Source organism: Cryobacterium sp. RTC2.1 (assembly GCF_035018685.1).
In the GTDB taxonomy this organism is placed as follows: domain Bacteria; phylum Actinomycetota; class Actinomycetes; order Actinomycetales; family Microbacteriaceae; genus Cryobacterium; species Cryobacterium glucosi.
Genome location: NZ_JASJXJ010000076.1, coordinates 1 through 17,622 on the forward strand (window position 1 = coordinate 1; position 17,622 = coordinate 17,622).

9 protein-coding genes are annotated in these 17,622 nt (G+C 67.5%); 6 read left to right on the forward strand and 3 right to left on the reverse strand.

Translation table 11 applies throughout. From position 1 onward, the window contains the following. From QN357_RS10860 to QN357_RS10880, 5 genes are all read left to right on the forward strand, one after another. A partial coding sequence (locus QN357_RS10860) for a hypothetical protein (RefSeq protein ID WP_323504876.1) occupies window positions 1–480 on the forward strand: 480 nt, incomplete at its 5' end. Window positions 481–905: 425 nt separating this feature from the next. Then, entirely contained in the window at window positions 906–7,511 is a 6,606-nt protein-coding gene (locus QN357_RS10865) for an SdrD B-like domain-containing protein (RefSeq protein ID WP_323504877.1), read from the forward strand. After that, a complete protein-coding gene (locus QN357_RS10870; protein WP_322189180.1) occupies window positions 7,501–8,901 on the forward strand; it encodes a multicopper oxidase domain-containing protein in 1,401 nt (466 codons plus the stop codon). The genes QN357_RS10865 and QN357_RS10870 overlap by 11 nt, the downstream gene beginning before the upstream one ends. A gap of 5 nt (window positions 8,902–8,906) precedes the next feature. After that, entirely contained in the window at window positions 8,907–10,271 is a 1,365-nt protein-coding gene (locus tag QN357_RS10875) for a multicopper oxidase domain-containing protein (RefSeq protein ID WP_134560314.1), read from the forward strand. A 37-nt stretch (window positions 10,272–10,308) separates the two neighbouring features. Next, window positions 10,309–13,281, forward strand: a complete 2,973-nt coding sequence (locus QN357_RS10880; RefSeq protein WP_322189182.1) for a multicopper oxidase domain-containing protein — start codon at window positions 10,309–10,311, stop codon at window positions 13,279–13,281. Window positions 13,282–13,310: 29 nt separating this feature from the next. On the opposite strand, the gene QN357_RS10885 is transcribed toward QN357_RS10880, so the two are convergent. The 3 genes from QN357_RS10885 to hutH all read right to left on the reverse strand — a co-directional run bounded on the left by QN357_RS10885 (window position 13,311) and on the right by hutH (window position 17,011). Next, complete coding sequence (locus QN357_RS10885) at window positions 13,311–14,657, reverse strand: sensor histidine kinase (protein ID WP_322189184.1); 1,347 nt, start codon at window positions 14,655–14,657, stop codon at window positions 13,311–13,313. Window positions 14,658–14,671: 14 nt separating this feature from the next. Beyond that, window positions 14,672–15,319 (reverse strand): response regulator, encoded by a 648-nt coding sequence (locus QN357_RS10890; RefSeq protein WP_134560427.1) that lies wholly within the window; start codon window positions 15,317–15,319, stop codon window positions 14,672–14,674. A gap of 138 nt (window positions 15,320–15,457) precedes the next feature. Beyond that, complete coding sequence (hutH, locus tag QN357_RS10895; protein WP_241984975.1) at window positions 15,458–17,011, reverse strand: histidine ammonia-lyase; 1,554 nt, start codon at window positions 17,009–17,011, stop codon at window positions 15,458–15,460. Between the two features lie 173 nt (window positions 17,012–17,184). Between hutH and QN357_RS10900 the strand changes: the two genes are divergently transcribed. Next, a partial coding sequence (locus QN357_RS10900; RefSeq protein WP_323504878.1) for an IclR family transcriptional regulator occupies window positions 17,185–17,622 on the forward strand: 438 nt, incomplete at its 3' end.

Below are 17,622 nucleotides of genomic sequence, written 5' to 3' on the forward strand. Positions count from 1 at the left end.
CTGTTTCAGCTCGGCACACTGGATACCCTGTCCAGGCTGACCGCGAATCTCGACGACGTGCGCAGTCGCGTCGCCGCCGGAATCGGAGTGGGCGTTGGTTCCGGGGTCTCCGTCGGTGTCGGTGTCGACGTCGGAAGAGGAGCGGGCGTTGGTTCGGGCGTCGGCGTCGGTGTCGACGTCGGAAGAGGAGCGGGCGTTGGTTCCGGCGTCGCCGTCGGCGCGGGCTCTGGCGACGGTGCCAGAGTGGGCGTGGGCTCCGGTATCGCCGTCGGTGTTGCCGTCGCCGTCGTCGTCGTCGCAGGCGTTGGATCGGGCGAGGGCGTGGGTATCGGATCCGGCGTGACTGCGGTCGTTGCAACCGGAACCGGCTGGTCCACGGGCTGCGCGGCGTCCGCCCGTGCCGGCGTCGGCATCCCCGTGATCACGAGCACGACGATCGCGATCGTTGCGAGCGGAGGCGCCAGTCGGGAGGCCGGGTGAGTTTCCGCACGGCGGCTGATCCGACGGACACCTCGTGGTGCACTCATGAGCCTCCGCAATCCAGCTTCGGGTGATGGACGGGCAGATCGACCGGGTCGATGCCCGGCCATCGTGACACGGACCGGCCCGGGCAACAAGCGCGGCACGGGGGTTTGCCACGCCGGACTCCGGGGAGGATGGGCTCCCATCGTGACCACCGCACCCTGGGCCGACAAGCCTCACGCTGGGGGTGCCCGACCACCCAATTCAGGGGGCAGGGGTGCTCGCCCCCCAATTTTGGGGAGACGAGCATCCCTCAGGTGCGGCTTGGTCGCCAGGTCGCGTCCGACCAGCATGGAGCCTTCCAGACGTTGGAGGTCACCATGGAATCGACGAGAGACTTGTCCGGGTTCACGCCGTCGAGGCGGCCTCTGTGGCAGCGGATTGTGATCGCCGCCACTGCCGTGGTCATGCCGATAGCGATGCTCTCGGCTCCGCCCGCGCTGCCCGCCGAGGCCGCGACGACGAGCAGCCTGACGCTGAACGTGATCAGCGCACGCACGGAGCCTCGCGCCTTCTCGGGTGCGGGAGTCGCCAAGGGTGCCGCCATCCCGAACTTCACCTACATGATCAACGAGGACAACACCGGTTCGACCGTCCAGCGGACGCCGGCGCTCGGTTCCGGCTGCAACACCCTCGACGCCGGGTATCCGGGCTCCTGCGAGTGGACGTCGATCAGGGAGACTCCGCACACCACGAGCCCGATCGTGCGCCAGGGCGACCAAGCCGACTTCGCCAGCGGCCTGGCCCTGCCGAACGGGCGTTACCTGATCTCTGTGCTCTCCGACGGCTACAAGATCGACGGCGCGCACTTCACCGTTCCGCTCGCCGACCCGGGTCTCGTCACCGTCGAACTGCAGCCGACGCCCCTTCCCGACTCGACGCTCCGGGCGCAGATCTTCCAGGACAGCGCGACGACCAACGGGACCCTCGACCAGGGCGAGCCGGGCCTGGCCGGCTTCACCGGCCACATCGCCGACACCCTCGGCGAGGTGCAGACCGACGTCTATGGCAACCCCCTGTGCACCGTGTACCAGGGTGAGGACCCGATCAGCCACGTGATCCCCTTGGCCAGCCTCGACGCGGGCATGCTCCCCGTGCCGATCGCGGGGTCAGGCGGCCACTGCGTCAGCGATGCCGACGGCATCCTGACCATGCCCCACCTGGGAAGCAACCGCTACGCGCTCACCGCCTCGGCCCCGCCCAACCAGACCTGGATCCAGACCACGACCCTTGAAGGAAACCACGACTTCGACGCCTGGGTGATGGAGGGCAGCACCGGATACGACACCGAGGCCCTGCTGGCCGGCGAACCCGTACCCGGGCCGATCTTCGGATTCGTGAAGCCCACGAACACCCTGACCGCCGGCTCGGGCCACATCACAGGCGCGGTCGTCAACGTCAAGCAGTACAGCCCGCCCAAGGGCGGCGACTTCAACCACTGGCTCGGTCTGACCGGGAGCAAGATGGGCAAGCCGATCGTCAACCCGTGGCTCTCGCTCAGCGACCTGCAGGCCGGCGACCAGGCAGTCTGGGTGGGTCACGGCGGCACGGACGGCACCTTCGACATCTCGGGCGTGCCCGACGGCAACTACAGCCTGAGCTGGTGGGACGAGCCGCAGAACCACTTCCTCGACTCGGTCAATGTGACCGTGAAGAACGGCGAGACGGTGAAGATGGGTAATCTGCCGGACAGCGGCTGGTGGACCGAATACGACGGGTACGTCTTCAACGACACCAATCGCAACGGCGTGAAAGACCCGGGCGAGACCGGCATGCCCAACTTCACGCTAACCATGCGCAAGCAGGACAACTCGCTGATGGACAGAGGGACGAACCTCGTCACCACCGACAGCACCGGGTATTACCACTTCGAGAGCGCATACCCCCTCAGCGAGTGGACCGTCATGGAAAACTTCAACAACTCCTTCTACACGACCGGTGTCACCTACCAGTCAGACAACCAGCCGACCCCGACCACGGTGAAAGGCGCCGGCGTCGACGTCAGCGTGCTCAGTATCATCGGCCTCAGCGGCACGATGGACTGGGGCGTTCACTCCTACGATTCGACAGGCGCCAACGGCATCGACCCCCGCAATGGCGGCATCGTCGGCTCGGTCAGCTACGACACGACCCGCAATGAGCTCGACCCGCAATATGCCGCATCAGAGGACTGGCAGCCTGGCGTTTCCGACGTGCCCGTTGAGCTCTGGTCCACGGTCGACTGCGGCACGACGACCGCACCGTGTGGTGGCACGAACGACGCGTTCGAGCTCGCGCCGGACGGGTCGTTGGCCAAGGGGAAGCTGCTGAACACCTACCTCTCCGAACACTGGAGCCGCCCGACCGGATGCGTAGCCCGGGATGTCGACGGCAAGCCTCTCGTCCACGCCGCAGACAACTCCGTGGCCTTCGACGAGAACGTGCTCGCGCCGAATCAGGAGACATCGGGAGAGTGCATCTCAAGCTTCATCCAGGGCGTTCAGTTCGGGCCGTACCCGACTGACCAGGGCACATCGGCGGCCAACTTCGGTGCGGCCGTTGACGGCAACTATGGCTTCGCCGACGCCTGCACAGGCACGTTGATCGCCACAGATCCGGCCAACCCCGTGTGCGACGGCGGAACCTTCCAGCCGCTCGGAAGCGGCGATTACCTGGTCAAGATCGCTATCCCGCAGGATGCCACCGGCGACCCCCTGTACAAGGTGACCAGCGAGACAGACATCAACATCGCCAACGGCGATCAGATTGTTCCGCAGGTGCCGCCGCCGGCATGCGCAGGAACGCTCCACACCGTCGACCTCGCGGGCAGCAAGACGGACAACTACCCCGCAGTGGTCGGCGACGGCACCAACGGGGTCCCCGTCGGGGTCACCGTGCCGGCCTCGACAGCAGTCTCGAACCCCCCGTTCCTGGGCATGGGTGGGTCGCCCTATGAAGGCGCAGCCAAGCCGACCTGCGACACCAAACTGGTGCGGGTGAACAACGGCAAGTCCGTCGTGCCCATGTTCAACATCTTCACGGATGTCCCCGTCCCGGCCCGTCTGCGCGGCCTGATCGTGGACGACATCAACTTCTCCACCGACCCGCGGTCCACGCTCTTCGGGGAGAAGACGGGTGTGTCCTTCGCACCGGTCGGGATCTATGACTTCGCCAACCGGCTGGTCACGACCGTCGAGTCCGATTTCAACGGCGCGTACGACGTGCTGCTGCCCTCGACGAACCACATCAGCTGCCCGACCCCCTCGGGTGTCTGCGCCAACATGTACCGCTTCGTGGGCAACGACCCCGGTGTCCCCGGGCATCTGAACGCAAACTACAACCCCCGATATCGCTCGATCGCGACCGAGTTCGAGGCATTCCCCGGCGTGACCATTCCGACCGACCTCGCCCCGACCCAGGTCGGCGTGTATGTCGGGTCACCGACCACCGGGGTCAACACGGCGGTGACCTGCGCCCTCGACGCCGCCACACCACAGCTGCTGAGCGTGTCGCAACCGTACGTGGCCGCAACGGGCAGCCGCTCCTTCACCATCGCCGGGACCGGCTTCGGCGCGGCCCAGGGCACGGGCCACGTCAATCTGGGCACGACAACGCTCGACATCACCGCGTGGAGCGACACGTCGATCACAGCCAGCGTGCCTGTCGCAGCCCCGGTCGGGGCGCAGCAGCTCACGATCACATCGGGCAACGGGCAAAGCACCATCAACGGGCTCAGCTTCCATGTGCTCGGAACCGGCTACAACCCTGCCGTTCGAGAGGTCGGCCCCGGCCGCACCCACGCAACGATCCAGGCCGCACTGGACGCCGCGTTCGCCAACAACGGCGATGACCTGGTCATCGTGTACCCGGCAACGCCCACCGCGGCCAACCCCCGCGGCGCATACTATGAGAACCTGGTCGTCGCCTCTCCGGTCAAGCTGCAGGGTGTCGGGTCCGGCGGCTTCCAGGGCACCACCTTCGTGCCGGGATCGATCATCGACGCCGGCGCGTTCGGCGGAGACACCGCCCTCGCAACGGCCTGGTTCACCAAGGTCGGCGGCCTGACCTGGGACGGCAACCAGGCGGTGAACGACGGCGAAGCGATCTACGTGCTGGCGTCGGCGAACGCCACAACGGCACCGGGTGCAGCACGCCAGTTCACCAGCGGATTCACGGCAGCAATCGATGGCTTCGACATCCGCGGCGGCGACCAGGTGGGCTTCCCCGGCAACATCGACGCCCTCACCGGCGGGCCGACCGGCCTGCCGCCGAACATCACGACGCAGGGCGGAGCCATCTTCGCCAACGCGTACGTGCGCTCCCTCCAGATCACCAACAACGTCGTGCAGAACAATGGCGGCGGTTACGGGACCATCCGGATCGGAACGCCAGACCTGGCCGCGCCGAACACGAGCAACCACAACGAGAACGTGCGGATCGCCAACAACCGGGTCATTGCCAACGCGGGCACCAACCTGGCGGGCGGCATCGGCCTCTTCGCAGGGTCCGACGGCTATGAGGTCTCCGGCAACGACATCTGCGGCAACTTCTCGCTGGAGTACGGCGGCGGGCTGAGCGCATACGGCCTGAGCCCCGGCGGCAAGATCCACCACAACCGCATCTACTTCAACTCGTCCAACGACGAGGGTGGAGCGATCATGATCGCCGGGCAACTGCCGGCGACAGTCGGTGCGCTCTCGCCCGGTTCCGGTCCGGTGGACATCTACGCCAACCAGATCCAGGCCAACATGGCCAATGACGACGGTGGCGGCATCCGTTTCCTGATGGCCGGCAACTTCCCGATGAATGTCTACAACAACATGATCGTCAACAACGTGTCCACCCACGAGGGCGGCGGCGTCGGCATCAACGACGCCCCGAACGTGCGGGTCTACAACAACACGATCATGAAGAACCTGACGACGGCCACAGCGGTGACCTCGGACGGCCAACCGGCCCCTGCCGGCCTGGCGACCTCGGCCAACAGCGACCAGCTGCAGGCCACACTCCCGGCCGGCTCGCCGACCTTCAGCAACCCGGTGTCGTTCAACAACATCTTCTGGGACAACCGGGCCGGCACCCGGGCAGGCACAACGGTCACCGGCATCGGCCTGGCCGGCGCAGCCGACATCAACAACTGGGATCTCGGTGTGGCCGACGGCACCGGGGTGCTCGCGCCGACCAACTCGGTCGTCCAGCAGAGCGCCGCTTCCCATGCGTACACGACCAGTCCGACTAACAGCTCTGCCGATCCCGCAGTGGTCTCGACCTATGACGTCTCCGTTTCCTTCGCCACGTGGCGTCAGAACCCTGCGTTCGTGGACGCCACGCTCGTCACCCTGCAAGCGCCGCCGAACCTGCTCGGTAACTACCACCTGGGCGCCTGCCCCGGCTCACCCGCCTGCAACCTCGGCGCGGCAAGCACAGCAGGCGTGAACGCGCCGGCCACGGACTTCGACAACCAGGCCCGGCCGGCACTGGGCGGCTTCGACAGCGGCGCGGACGAGTTCGGCGCGACGACAACGCCTCCGCCTGCCTCGGACCTGTACTTCTCGACAGCAGGAAACACCAACCCGCCCGGCGTGTCCGGCACCGCTGACGACGCCGACATCCACGTCTGGAACGGCACCGCGTTCAGCCGGTCGATCGATCTGTCTGCAGCGCCGTACAACGTCCCGAGCAGTGCTGACACGGATGGTTTCTCCCGAGTGGATGCCACCCACTTCTATGCCTCGTTCTCCGGGAACGTCACCCTGCCCGGGATCGGCAGCGTGTCCGACGAAGACGTCGTGTACTTCGACGGCACCTCATGGTCGTTGTGGTTCGACGGCAGCGCGCACGGGCTCGTGGGCGGCATCGACATGGGCGCGATCAGTGTCATCGGGAACACGCTGTACCTCACGACGAACAACGCGGCCGTTCCTCCGGGCGCGGGCGGCACCGGCGACAATGCCGACGTCTACCGCTGGAACGGTGGCAGCTCCTACGTGCGTGTCCTGGATGCCACGGCGGCGCCGACCAACCTGCCGAACAGCGGGTCGGCCACCGGCGCGACCAACCCCAACGTCGACGGCCTCATCTGGCGGGACGCCACCCACTTCTACCTGTCGTTCAGTAACACGACCACCACGGTTCCGGGTGTCGGCGCGGTGGACGACGAGGACGTGGTCTATTTCGACGGCGCCTGGTCGATCTACTTCAACGGTGGCGCACACGGTCTGGACACGTCGGCCAACCTCGATCTGGACGCGATCTCGTTCGCCGGCGGCGCGCTGCCGCCGGCAGCACCGCCGGCCGGCCAGTCGCTGTTCTTCTCGACGCAAGGGAACAGCAACCCGCCCGGCGTCGGTGGCACCGCGGACGACGCGGACATCTACCGCTGGACCGGCAGCACGTTCGGTCGGGTCCATGACGTGACGACCGCACCATACGGCTTGCCGACCGGTGCCAATGTCGACGGCTACGACCGGGTCGACGACACCCACTTCTATCTCTCCTTCACCGGGCAGGTCGCCGTGCCCGGCATCGGGAACGTGCAGGACGAGGACGTCGTCTACTTCAACGCGGGCACCTGGTCGCTCTACTTCGACGGCAGCGTCCACGGTCTGGGCGGCAACGACAACCTGGACCTCGACGCGATCAGCGTCGTCGGCGGAATCCTGTACTTCTCCACTGTGGGCAACTCGAACCCGCCAGGTGTGGGAGGTTCCGCAGACAACGGCGACATCTACAGCTGGAACGGCACCGCATACAGCAGGGTGATCGACAGGAGCACGGCGCCATACAACCTGCCGACCAACGCCGACATCGATGGCTTCGTGCGGGTGGACGCCACCCACTTCTACATGTCGTTCAGCGCCGGCAACACGACCGTCCCGACGCTGGGGGCGGTTCAGGACGAAGACGTCGTGTATTACAACAACGGCGTCTGGTCGGTCTACTTCGACGGCACGGCGCAGGGCCTCGGCGGCAACGGCGACTTCAATGTGGATGCCTTCGATGTCCCCTGACCCGATCGACAACGCACACCGCAACGGCACCTCCGATCCCAAGGGAGACACGGGAATGATCTTCAAACAGCCTTTCAGCCGACGCGACCTCCTCAAGTTCGCCGGCGGCGCGGTGGCCATCGTCGGGACCGGCGTCTGGGCGGGCAATGTCCTGCTTCCCGAGGCCGCCATTGCGGCCATCGGGGATCCGGACCTCTACCTGGCCGGCACAGACGGGTGGATTTTCCTCCCGAAGACCCCGGCCATCCCACCGTTCCACCCCGACGTCCTCGCGCCGGACCCGTTCACGACCTACATCTTCGGGTTCCGCAACGTCACCGGCCTGAGCGACACGGCGAGGACGAACCAGAAGAACAAGGCCCAGCACTCCGCTCCGATGTTCTGGACGAAGCAATTCGACCCGGCCCACCCGGTCGATTTCACCGTGCAGCTGACCAACCTGGGCCTGGCGTTGCGGCCGGACCTGTTCGACGCCCACACCCTGCACTGGCATGGGTTCCGCAACGTGATCCCGTTCTTCGACGGTGAACCGTCCGGGTCGGTGGCCGTGAGGACCGGACGTGTCTTCTCCTACGTGTACCGGCCCCGCGAGCCGGGGACCTACATGTTCCACTGCCACGTCGAGGATGTCGAGCACGTCCAGATGGGCATGACCGGTCTGGTGTTCGTCCGTCCCCTGCAGGACGGCCAGAACATCGGTGGCCACACCCAGTTCATCTACAACGACGGTGACGGCTCGACCGGCTTCGACCGCGAGTTTGCGATGTTCCTGTCGGAGGTGTGGGCCGAGGCGCACTGGGCGGATGCTCATATCCAGCTGCCGCAGTGGAGCGATTACCGGGCCGACTTCGGCCTCCTCAACGGGCGGGTCTACCCGGACACCATCGCCCCCAATGCCCCGATCGATGCGGCGGCATCCATTCACGCTCTTGCAGTGCAGACCGACCCCGTTTCCGGCGACCTGGTCGCCCCCGTTGGGCATCCCGAGCTGCAATACCAGCCGCAGTCTTCGCTGGTGAACTGCAATGCCGGAGAGACGGTCGCGCTCCGGTTCGCGAACCTCGGATTCCGGGAGCAAGCGATGACCCTGGCCGGGATCCGGATGCGCGTGGTCGGCCGCGATGCCACCCCGATGCGTGGACGCGACGGCACCGACACGTCCTATGAGACCGAGACGATCAACATCGGCCCCGGTGAGAGCTTCGATGTGGTCTTCATCGCACCGGGGCACACGGGGCCGGGTTTCGACACGTACATGCTCTACAACCGCAACTACCCCGCGACGAACAACCTGGCCCCGGGCGGAATGGGTGGCCAGGCCACCGAGATCCGCGTGTACGCTCCCGGCGGCCTCCGCGCGCAGGCCTATCCGAACGACTTGGGAGTCTGAGAGCCATGATGAAAGGGAATGCCGTGTTGCCTGCGAAGATTCGCGCCCGCGGTGTGCGCCGGGCGGCGCTGCTGCTCGCCCTGACCCTGGTCGGGGCCACGATGGCCACGTTCACCCAGCCGGCGATCGCCGTGACCCCACCACGGGTCGGTATCGCCTGCACCACCGGGGTCGGGGGAGGTGCCACCACCCCGATCTTCAACCTGACGACCAGGACCGGATACATCAGCCTGCCCGACGGAAACACCGCCTTCATGTGGGGGTACTCCAGTGGGTTCGGCGCGTTCCAACACCCGGGTCCTGTGCTGTGCGTCAACGCCGGCGACACGGTCACCGTGATCTTGCGCAACACCCTGCCTGAGGCCGCCTCGATCGCCTTTCCGGGCCAGACGAATGTCCTGGCCAACGGGACCCCGGCGCAACCGGAGTCCACAGGCTCAAGCGCGATCACCTCGCTGACCACCACAGCCGCGGCCGGAGGCGGGACCGTCACATACAGCTTCGTGGCCGCCAACCCGGGCACCTTCGTGTACGAGTCGGGGACCAACCCCGAGAAACAGGTCCGGATGGGCCTGTTCGGGGCCCTGATCGTGCGCCCGTCGGCCGTTCCATCGGGTGGAGCGGCCGGCTCGGTCGCGAGCGAGTACGCCAACAACCGGGCGGACAGCCGCTTCAATCCCGCCGAGGAATTCATGGTGCTCCTGAGCGAGATCGACCCCTACCAGCACCAGGCGGTGGAGAACGGCAAGAGCTTCAACATGAACAACTACCACCCGCGGTATTGGCTGATCAATGGGCGCGGTTACCCGGACAGCATCGCCGACAACGGGGCCAGCTGGCTTCCGGCGCAGCCGTACGGTGCGCTCGCGCAGGTGGGTGAATTCGACCGCACGGCAGTCCCGGTCGACCAGCCCGGGATGGCCCGCTACCTGAACGTGGGCACCGAAGACTATCCGTTCCACCCGCACGGCAACAACGGCCTCGTCGTGGCCAGGGATGGCCGCCCGCTGGAGGGCCCGACGGGGGAGGACCTCGCCTTCGAGAAGTTCGCCATCAACATCGGCCCTGGGCAGACCTGGGACGTGATCTTCAAGTGGTACGACGCCGAGAATTACTCCCCGTCCAACCCGGTCCCCGTGACGGTTCCGTCGCTGGCCGACCAATCGATCGGCGTCTTCTACAGCGGAAGTCCCTACCTCGGGACCAAGGAGGCCCTGCCGCCCGGCATCCAGAGCGTGAACCAGTGCGGCGAGTACTACATCATCTCCCACAACCACGCCCTGTTCCAGATCACGTCGTGGGGCACGAACATGACCGGACCGATCACTTACATGCGCATCGATCCGCCGACGCCCAACAGCTGCGGTTGACCAGGAAGGGTGAAGAACCATGTCTCACCGGAAGAGCATGAAGAAAACCGTCTCCGCTCTCGTGACCGGGCTGGTGGCGGGAGGAGGGCTGGCCGTACTGGTGGCGCTCCTCGCGCCGGCAACGGCGGCACAGGCCGCAGCCGCGCCCTGCACCGCGCCGGGTGACCTGTACGCGGCCTCGGGATCCACGACCCTGGGGACCCAGAGCGTCGCTGTCTGGGGCTACAGCGCCACCGCCGGTTCCAGCGTGAGCCGGCCCGGCGGGCCGACACTGTGCGTCAACGCCGGCGACACGGTCACCGTCACGCTGCACAACCAGCTGACGGAAAGCACGGCCCTGCTCTTCCAAGGGCAGCAAATGGTGCCGGACCGCGTTGGTGCCGCACCAGGGGCATCCACCTCGTACACCTTCACGGCCAGCCGTCCTGGCACGTACCTCTATGAGGCCGGACTGGTTCCGAACGGCCAGCACCAGGTGGCGATGGGTCTCTATGGCGCGCTGATCGTCCGTCCCGCGATATCGGGTCAGGCATACGACGCGACCACCGCGTTCGACGACGAGGCAGTCCTGGTCATCAGTGAGATCGACCCGGCACTCAACAACGCCGCCAACCCGGCGGCCTTCGACATGCGCAAGTACGCTCCCCGGTACTCCCTGATCAACGGGAAGGCCTACCCGAACACCGACCCGATCCCGGCGACAGCCGCGGGCAACAAAGTCCTGCTCCGGTACGTCAATGCGGGCAGCCTGTACCACTCACTGGCCTCACTGGGCACAGACCAGAAGGTCATCGCCCTGGACGGCAGTCCCCTGAAGTACTCGCGTCACTACATTGCGGAGACCTTCGGTCCCGGCCAGACGGCGGACGCCGTCGTCACGACCCCTGCCGCGACTGCCTCGCTGAACCGGTTGCCGATCTACGACGGCAGCCTGCTGCTGCACAACAGCAACGCGGCCGGCGCCGGCGGGATGCTCACCTTTGTGACGGTCCCCGCGAGCGGTGTGGCGGGGCCGGACACCAGCGGACCGGCCACCAGCTCTGTCGCTTTCGCGGCAGGCACCCTGAGCGCCACCGTCAATGACACCACCACCGGTGGGTCGAGCATCGCGGGGGCCGAATACTTCATCGACACCGTGACCGGCACGGGCCTCCCGATGACGGGCAGTGGGGCCGGCAGCGTGAACGTCACCGCCTCGGTGTCCATTCCCTCCGGCCAGCACATCGTCTACGTGAGAGGCCAGGACTCCGTCGGCAACCGGGGGTTCTTCAGCTCTGTGCTGGTCACCGGCGGCGACGCCACCGGACCGACCACGAAGTCCCCGTCACTGGCACCCAGTCTCACGAACGGGGCAGGGGCTGCCGTCATCGCCGTCCACGCCACCGGGGACGACACCGCGACAGGCGGCTCGAACATCACTGCGGCCGAGTACTTCATCGATGCCGTCGGACCCAATGGTTCGGGACCGGCGCTGGCGGTCAACACTGCCGCACCGACCGCCAGCCTGGACGCCACCATCCCTGCGGCGACCGTGAACGCGCTCGCCGAAGGCACCCATGTCGTCTCGGTCCACAGCCAGGACGCAGCGGGCAACTGGGGCGCGCCGGTCACCATCAGTCTGGTGGTCGACAAGACCGCGCCCACCACCTCGGGCGTCTCGGTAGCGCCGACACCCAACAACGGCACGCTCGCGTTCAACGGCAGCCCTTCGGCCATCCGGGTGACCGTGGCGACCATGGCCGATCCGATCGCGGCCACCGTGAACAGCACCATCAGTTCAGCCGAGGCATTCCTCGACACGGTCACCGCCAATGGCTCAGGCATCGTGGTCAGGGCAACGGACGCCGTGTACAACAGCCCCTCCGAGGCCGGCTACTTCGAGATCCCACTGGCAACCATCGCCCTGCTCGCAGACGGCAACCACACCATTTCGGTGCATGCGAAGGATGCGGCGGGTAACTGGGGTGCGGTGGCGACGACGACCCTGGTGATCGATAAGGTCAAGCCTGCGGTGAGTGCGGTCACGGTGACACCGAACCCGACCGGGGGTGCCGCTTCGGTGACCCTGACGGCGCAGGCGACGGATGCCGGCACGGGTGTCACGCGTGCCGAGTGGTTCACCGGTGCCGATCCTGGTGTCGGCAACGCGACAGCGATGACGGTCACCGGGACGGGCCCGTGGACCGTGTCTTCGACCATCGATGCGCGAGGGTTCAGCGAGGGTGCCCGCACCCTGACGGTGCGGGTGCGGGATGCTGCCGGGAACTGGAGTGTGACCGCGTCGGCGGTGCTCCAGGTGCAGGCGGCACTGTCGTTCTCCACGCTGGGCAACACGAACCCGGCCGGGGTGGCCGGCACGGCCGATGACGCGGACATCTATTCCTGGAGCGGTACCGCGTTCAGCAGGGTGATCGACGCGAGTATCGCGCCGTACAACCTGCCGGGCGCTGCCAACGTTGATGGTTTCGACCGGGTCAGTCCTACCCAGTTCTATGTGTCGTTCGCGGACCCGGTGAACGTGCCGGGGATCGGCGTTGTGCAGGACGAGGACGTCGTCTTCTTCAACGGCACTTCCTGGTCGCTGTTCTTCACGGGCAGTGCGCATGGCCTGGGCGGTAACAACAACCTGGACGTGGACGCGATCAGCGTCGTCGGTTCCACGCTGTACTTCTCCACACTGGGTAACTCGAACCCGCCCGGTGTGGGTGGTACCGCCGATGATGCCGACGTCTATAGCTGGAACGGGACCGCGTACAGCCGGGTGATCGATGCGAGCGCCGCACCGTACGGCCTGCCGGCCGCCGCGAACGTGGACGGGTTCGTGCGCGTGGATGCCACCCACTTCTACCTGTCCTTCAGCGCTGACACGACGACCGTGCCGGTTCTGGGGGCGGTCCAGGACGAGGACGTCATCTACTACAACGCGGGCACCTGGTCGGTCTACTTCGATGGCACCGCTCACGGCCTCACCACCGCCAACCAGGACCTGGACGCCTTCGATGTCCCGTAGCGGAGAGGCCGTGCGGGGGCCGGTTCTGGTCAGGCCCGGCGAATCCGCACCAGGACGGTGGTTCCCTCTCCGACGGCGGACGTGATGGAGAGGGACCCTTCCGTCATCTGCACCGTGTCGCGCATGATCCGCAGTCCCAGGTGCCCACCGGGGGCCGCCGCCGCCGGGTCGAAGCCACGACCGTTGTCCCGGATCGACAGGCTCGTCGTCACAGCGTCCCCGGTGATGACGAGGTCGACGACGGAGGCGCGGGAATGCTTGACGACGTTGGCGAGGGCCTCCCTGGCGACGCGGTACAGCACGGCGATCCGGTCCTTGTCTGACGGGACATCCGGCGACAACTCGGAGTGCACGACAATGCCGGTATCGGCCACGTGGTCAAGAAGGCGCCGGAGCGCCTCGTTGAGACCGAGGCGCTCCAGGTCCGGCGGATACAGTTCGGTGGTGATGGCGCGCAGGGTACGCAGATTCCGCAGGAGGATCCCACGGGCCTGCCCGGTGAGCGCGCGCCGCTCACTCGCACCATGCCGCTCCTCCGCTTCCAGGGCGTACGACAGGCCGGCGAGGTCCTGGATCACCTCGTCGTGGAGCTCCCGGGCGATTCTTCTTCTTTCGAAGTCGGACGCGACGATGGCGTGTTGTACCAGGCGCCTTCGGGATGTCTGGCCGGCCTGGATCCGGCGGGCAAGTCCGATCGCAGGAAGGAGCTGCGCCATCTGCAGCAGGACGAGCGAGACCACGAGCACCGGGAGCACGTCCAGCATCAGCCGGGATTGGGCGTTCTGAACGGCCTCATCGTCAAAATACGCCTCGAAGATGACCGGCCATCCCGCGGCATCCGTTGCGCGGACGTTGATCTCGACCAGCTCGCCTGCCGCCGCCTCGTTCACGGTGTCCAGGCCGTTCGGCTGGCCGAGCCAGGCGTGTTCCCGCCCCCCGGAGAGGAGGTCGGGGCTCCACGCCGGGAGGGGATACGTGTCGCCGATCAGGTCCGCGCTGTCCGAATACAGGATCTTCCCGTCGCCGCTCCAGATCTTGACCCGCACCAGGGAGCCGTCTGCCATCCACGGCCTGACCCCGGAATCCACACGACTGATCGCCGATGCGTCTCCGGCCCGGACGGCATCGTCCAGGAGCGGGCCCACCGTGAAATCGGCGAGTTGATGAGTGCGCAGTATGGCTTCGGCGAGGGCACGCTGCTCGGCCTGGCCGTGGATCCAGGCGTACACCGGAATCAGTACGGCAACGAGTGTGATCACACCGATGGCGAGGAAACGCAGGACGGCGCTCCGCACCTCCGATGAATCAGCGGCCCCACCCCGGTCGCGGAGCCATCCCCGGTCGCGTGCGTCGCGGCGATGACGGATCTTAGCCATCGTCGCATGCTGGACTACGCATGCTCCCGCACCTCCAGGAGGCCCAGTTTCGTCGCGTTGACCACGGCCTGAAGCTGCGAGTGCGCGTCGAGCTTGGCGAGAATCGACTTCACATAGCCGCGGCAGGTGTTTTCGGAGATTCCGAGGATCTGGGCGTTGACCCGAACCTCAGTGCCCTCGGCCATCAGGGCGAGTACGTCCAGCTCGCGACGTGTGAGCGACGTTGACGGCTGTTCCAGGATCCGGGACTGCCGTTGGGTGCTGAGCTGAACCATGAGGGAGGGGTGTAGCGAGAAGGAGCCGATCCGCGCGTGACGGATCGTGTCGACGAGCCCGGCGAGGGACCCATCCTTGGGGAGGAAGGCGCACACGCCGAGCGCCGCCGCCTGCTCGATCACCTCCGGGCTGGGATCGCCGGTGAGCATCACAATCCGGGTCGACGGCCGCTGGGCGAGGATGAGTGCGACGGCGGCGAGTCCGCTGCCGTCCGTCAGGTGGTAATCGAGGACGATGAGATCGGGCTGGAGCTCCCGGCTCAACTCGACGGCTCTTCGTGCGCTCTGGGCTGTCCCAACCGTGCAGAGATCCGGTTCCCGGTTGAGCGCGCCTGCGAGCAGCTCGGTGAACGTGGTGTGGTCGTCGGCGAGCAGGATGCGAATCATTGTTCCCCCGGGTCGGTCGCTGCCCTGTCGGGAACTGGACTACCTGCGTGATCAGGTGATCATCATGGCCTCACCTGGCCGGTTCGTCCATGCGTCGCGATACCCCCGTTCGGGACGAACCGGGCGCCCGTCGAGCACTCAGGCCAGCGGCCCCGTGACGGATGCCGCGGCATCCGCGACCGCGCCCGTCGCGACGATCTGAACGACGGCTTCGATCTCGGGGGAGAGGAAGCGGTCGTGCCCCGGACCCTCGGCAACGGTGCGGACGAGGTCGCGCACGGCGCCGGTCGCGGCCCCCGGCATGAGCGGCGCGCGCAGGTCGAGCGACCGGGCGGCAGTCATGATCTCGATCGCGAGCACCCGCTCGAGACCGTCGAGGGAGCGGCGGAGCTTGCGGGCTGCGGCCCACCCCATCGAGACGTGGTCCTCCTGCATCGCCGAGGACGGGATCGAGTCGACAGAGGCCGGCACGGCGAGGCGCTTGAGCTCCGAGACGATCCCGGCGGCGGTGTACTGCGCGATCATCAGGCCGGAGTCGACGCCGACCTCGTGCGCGAGGAACGGCGGCAGGCCCTTGTTACGGTGCGCGTCGAGGTGACGGTCGGTGCGGCGCTCGCTCATGCTCGCGACGTCCGCGGCGGCGATCGCGAGGAAGTCGAGCACGTAGCCGACCGGGGCGCCGTGGAAGTTGCCGTTGGACATCACCCGGCCGTCGAGGGTGACCACCGGGTTGTCGACCGCGCTCGCGAGTTCGCGCCCGGCGATCAGGGCGGCGTGGTCTGCGGTGTCGCGGGCGGCGCCGTGCACCTGCGGGGAGCAGCGCAGCGAGTAGGCGTCCTGGACGGTGGGGTCCTCCGGGCCGGCGTGGAAGGCGAGCAGGGGGGAGCCCGCGAGGATCGCGCGGAGGTTGCCGGCGCTCGCAGCCTGGCCGAGCTGGGGCCGCAGCGCCTGCAGGTCGGCGGCGAAGGTCGCATCCGTGCCGAGCAGCGCCTCGACGCTCATCGCCGCGGCGATATCGGCGGTCGTGAGGAGTCGGCTCAGGTCGGTCAGGGCGAGGACGAGCATGCCGAGCATGCCGTCGGTGCCGTTGATCAGGGCGAGGCCTTCCTTCTCGGCGAGCACGACCGGGGTGATTCCGGCCGCGGCGAGGGCCTCCCCGCCGCCCATCAGTGTGCCGCTGGCGTCGCGCACCCGGCCCTCGCCCATCACCGCGAGGGCGCAGTGGGCGAGCGGGGCGAGGTCGCCCGAGCAACCGAGCGACCCGTATTCGTGCACGACCGGGGTGATGCCGGCGTTGAGCACGGCGGCATAGGCCTCGGCCGTCGCGGGGCGCACTCCGGTGCGTCCGGTCATCAGGGTCGAGAGCCGCAGCAGCATGAGCGAGCGCACGACCTCGCGTTCGACCTCCGGCCCGCTGCCGGCGGCGTGGGAGCGCACGAGGCTCGCCTGCAGCTGGGCGCGGCGGTCGCTCGTGATGAACGTCGACGCGAGCGCGCCGAAGCCGGTGGAGATGCCGTAGTGCGGATTCACGTCGCTCGCAAGCCCGTCGATGATGGCACGGGTTTCCGCAACGCCGGCGAGCGCGGCCGGATCGAGCACGATGCGCGCGTCGAGGCGGGCGACGGCGACGACGTCGGCGAACGAGACCGCGCCAGCTCCGACGGTGACCGTGGCTGTGGCTGTGGCTGTGATGCGTGTGGCGGTGGATGCTGCGGCCGGGTGGATGCCCGCGGTGACGGATTCTTCGGTGTGGCTCATGTTTCGATTGCACACCCTGCGCGGCCGCCAGGGGACACGGATACACTCGAATCTGTCCGGTATACCGGACATCTGGCGCACGAGGCCGGCAGGAAAGGGGCAACCGGATGGTGGTCACACCGAAGGTCCCTGCCGCCCGGAACACCCTGCGGCTGCTCTCCCACCTTGCCGCCCAGCGAGGTCCGGCCCGGGCGAGCGCGATCGCGACGGCCCTCGACCTGCCGCGGTCGACGGTGTACCAGCTGCTCGCCGTGCTCGTCGAGCAGGGTTTCGTCGTGCACCTCCCCGAGGAACGCCGCTACGGCCTCGGCGTCGCGGCCTTCGAGCTCAGCACCGGATTCTCCCGCCAGCAGCCGCTGTCCCACCTCGGCCGCCCCCTCGTCGCGCAGCTCGTCGACCGGCTCGGCGAGAGCGCGCACCTCGTCGTGCTGCACGGCCGGGACGTGGTCTACCTCGTCGAGGAGCGCGCGCCGCGGCGGCCCTCCCTCGTCACGGATGTCGGCGTCCGCCTCCCGAGCCACCTCACCGCGAGCGGGCGCGCGCTC

Bases quoted from the DNA above. Each gene is read 5' to 3' on its own strand.
- QN357_RS10870 (WP_322189180.1), top strand. From the start codon at position 7,501: ATGTCCCCTGACCCGATCGACAACGCACACCGCAACGGCACCTCCGAT.
- QN357_RS10880 (WP_322189182.1), top strand. From the start codon at position 10,309: ATGAAGAAAACCGTCTCCGCTCTCGTGACCGGGCTGGTGGCGGGAGGA.
- QN357_RS10885 (WP_322189184.1), bottom strand. From the start codon at position 14,657: ATGGCTAAGATCCGTCATCGCCGCGACGCACGCGACCGGGGATGGCTC.
- QN357_RS10875 (WP_134560314.1), top strand. From the start codon at position 8,907: ATGATGAAAGGGAATGCCGTGTTGCCTGCGAAGATTCGCGCCCGCGGT.
- QN357_RS10890 (WP_134560427.1), bottom strand. From the start codon at position 15,319: ATGATTCGCATCCTGCTCGCCGACGACCACACCACGTTCACCGAGCTG.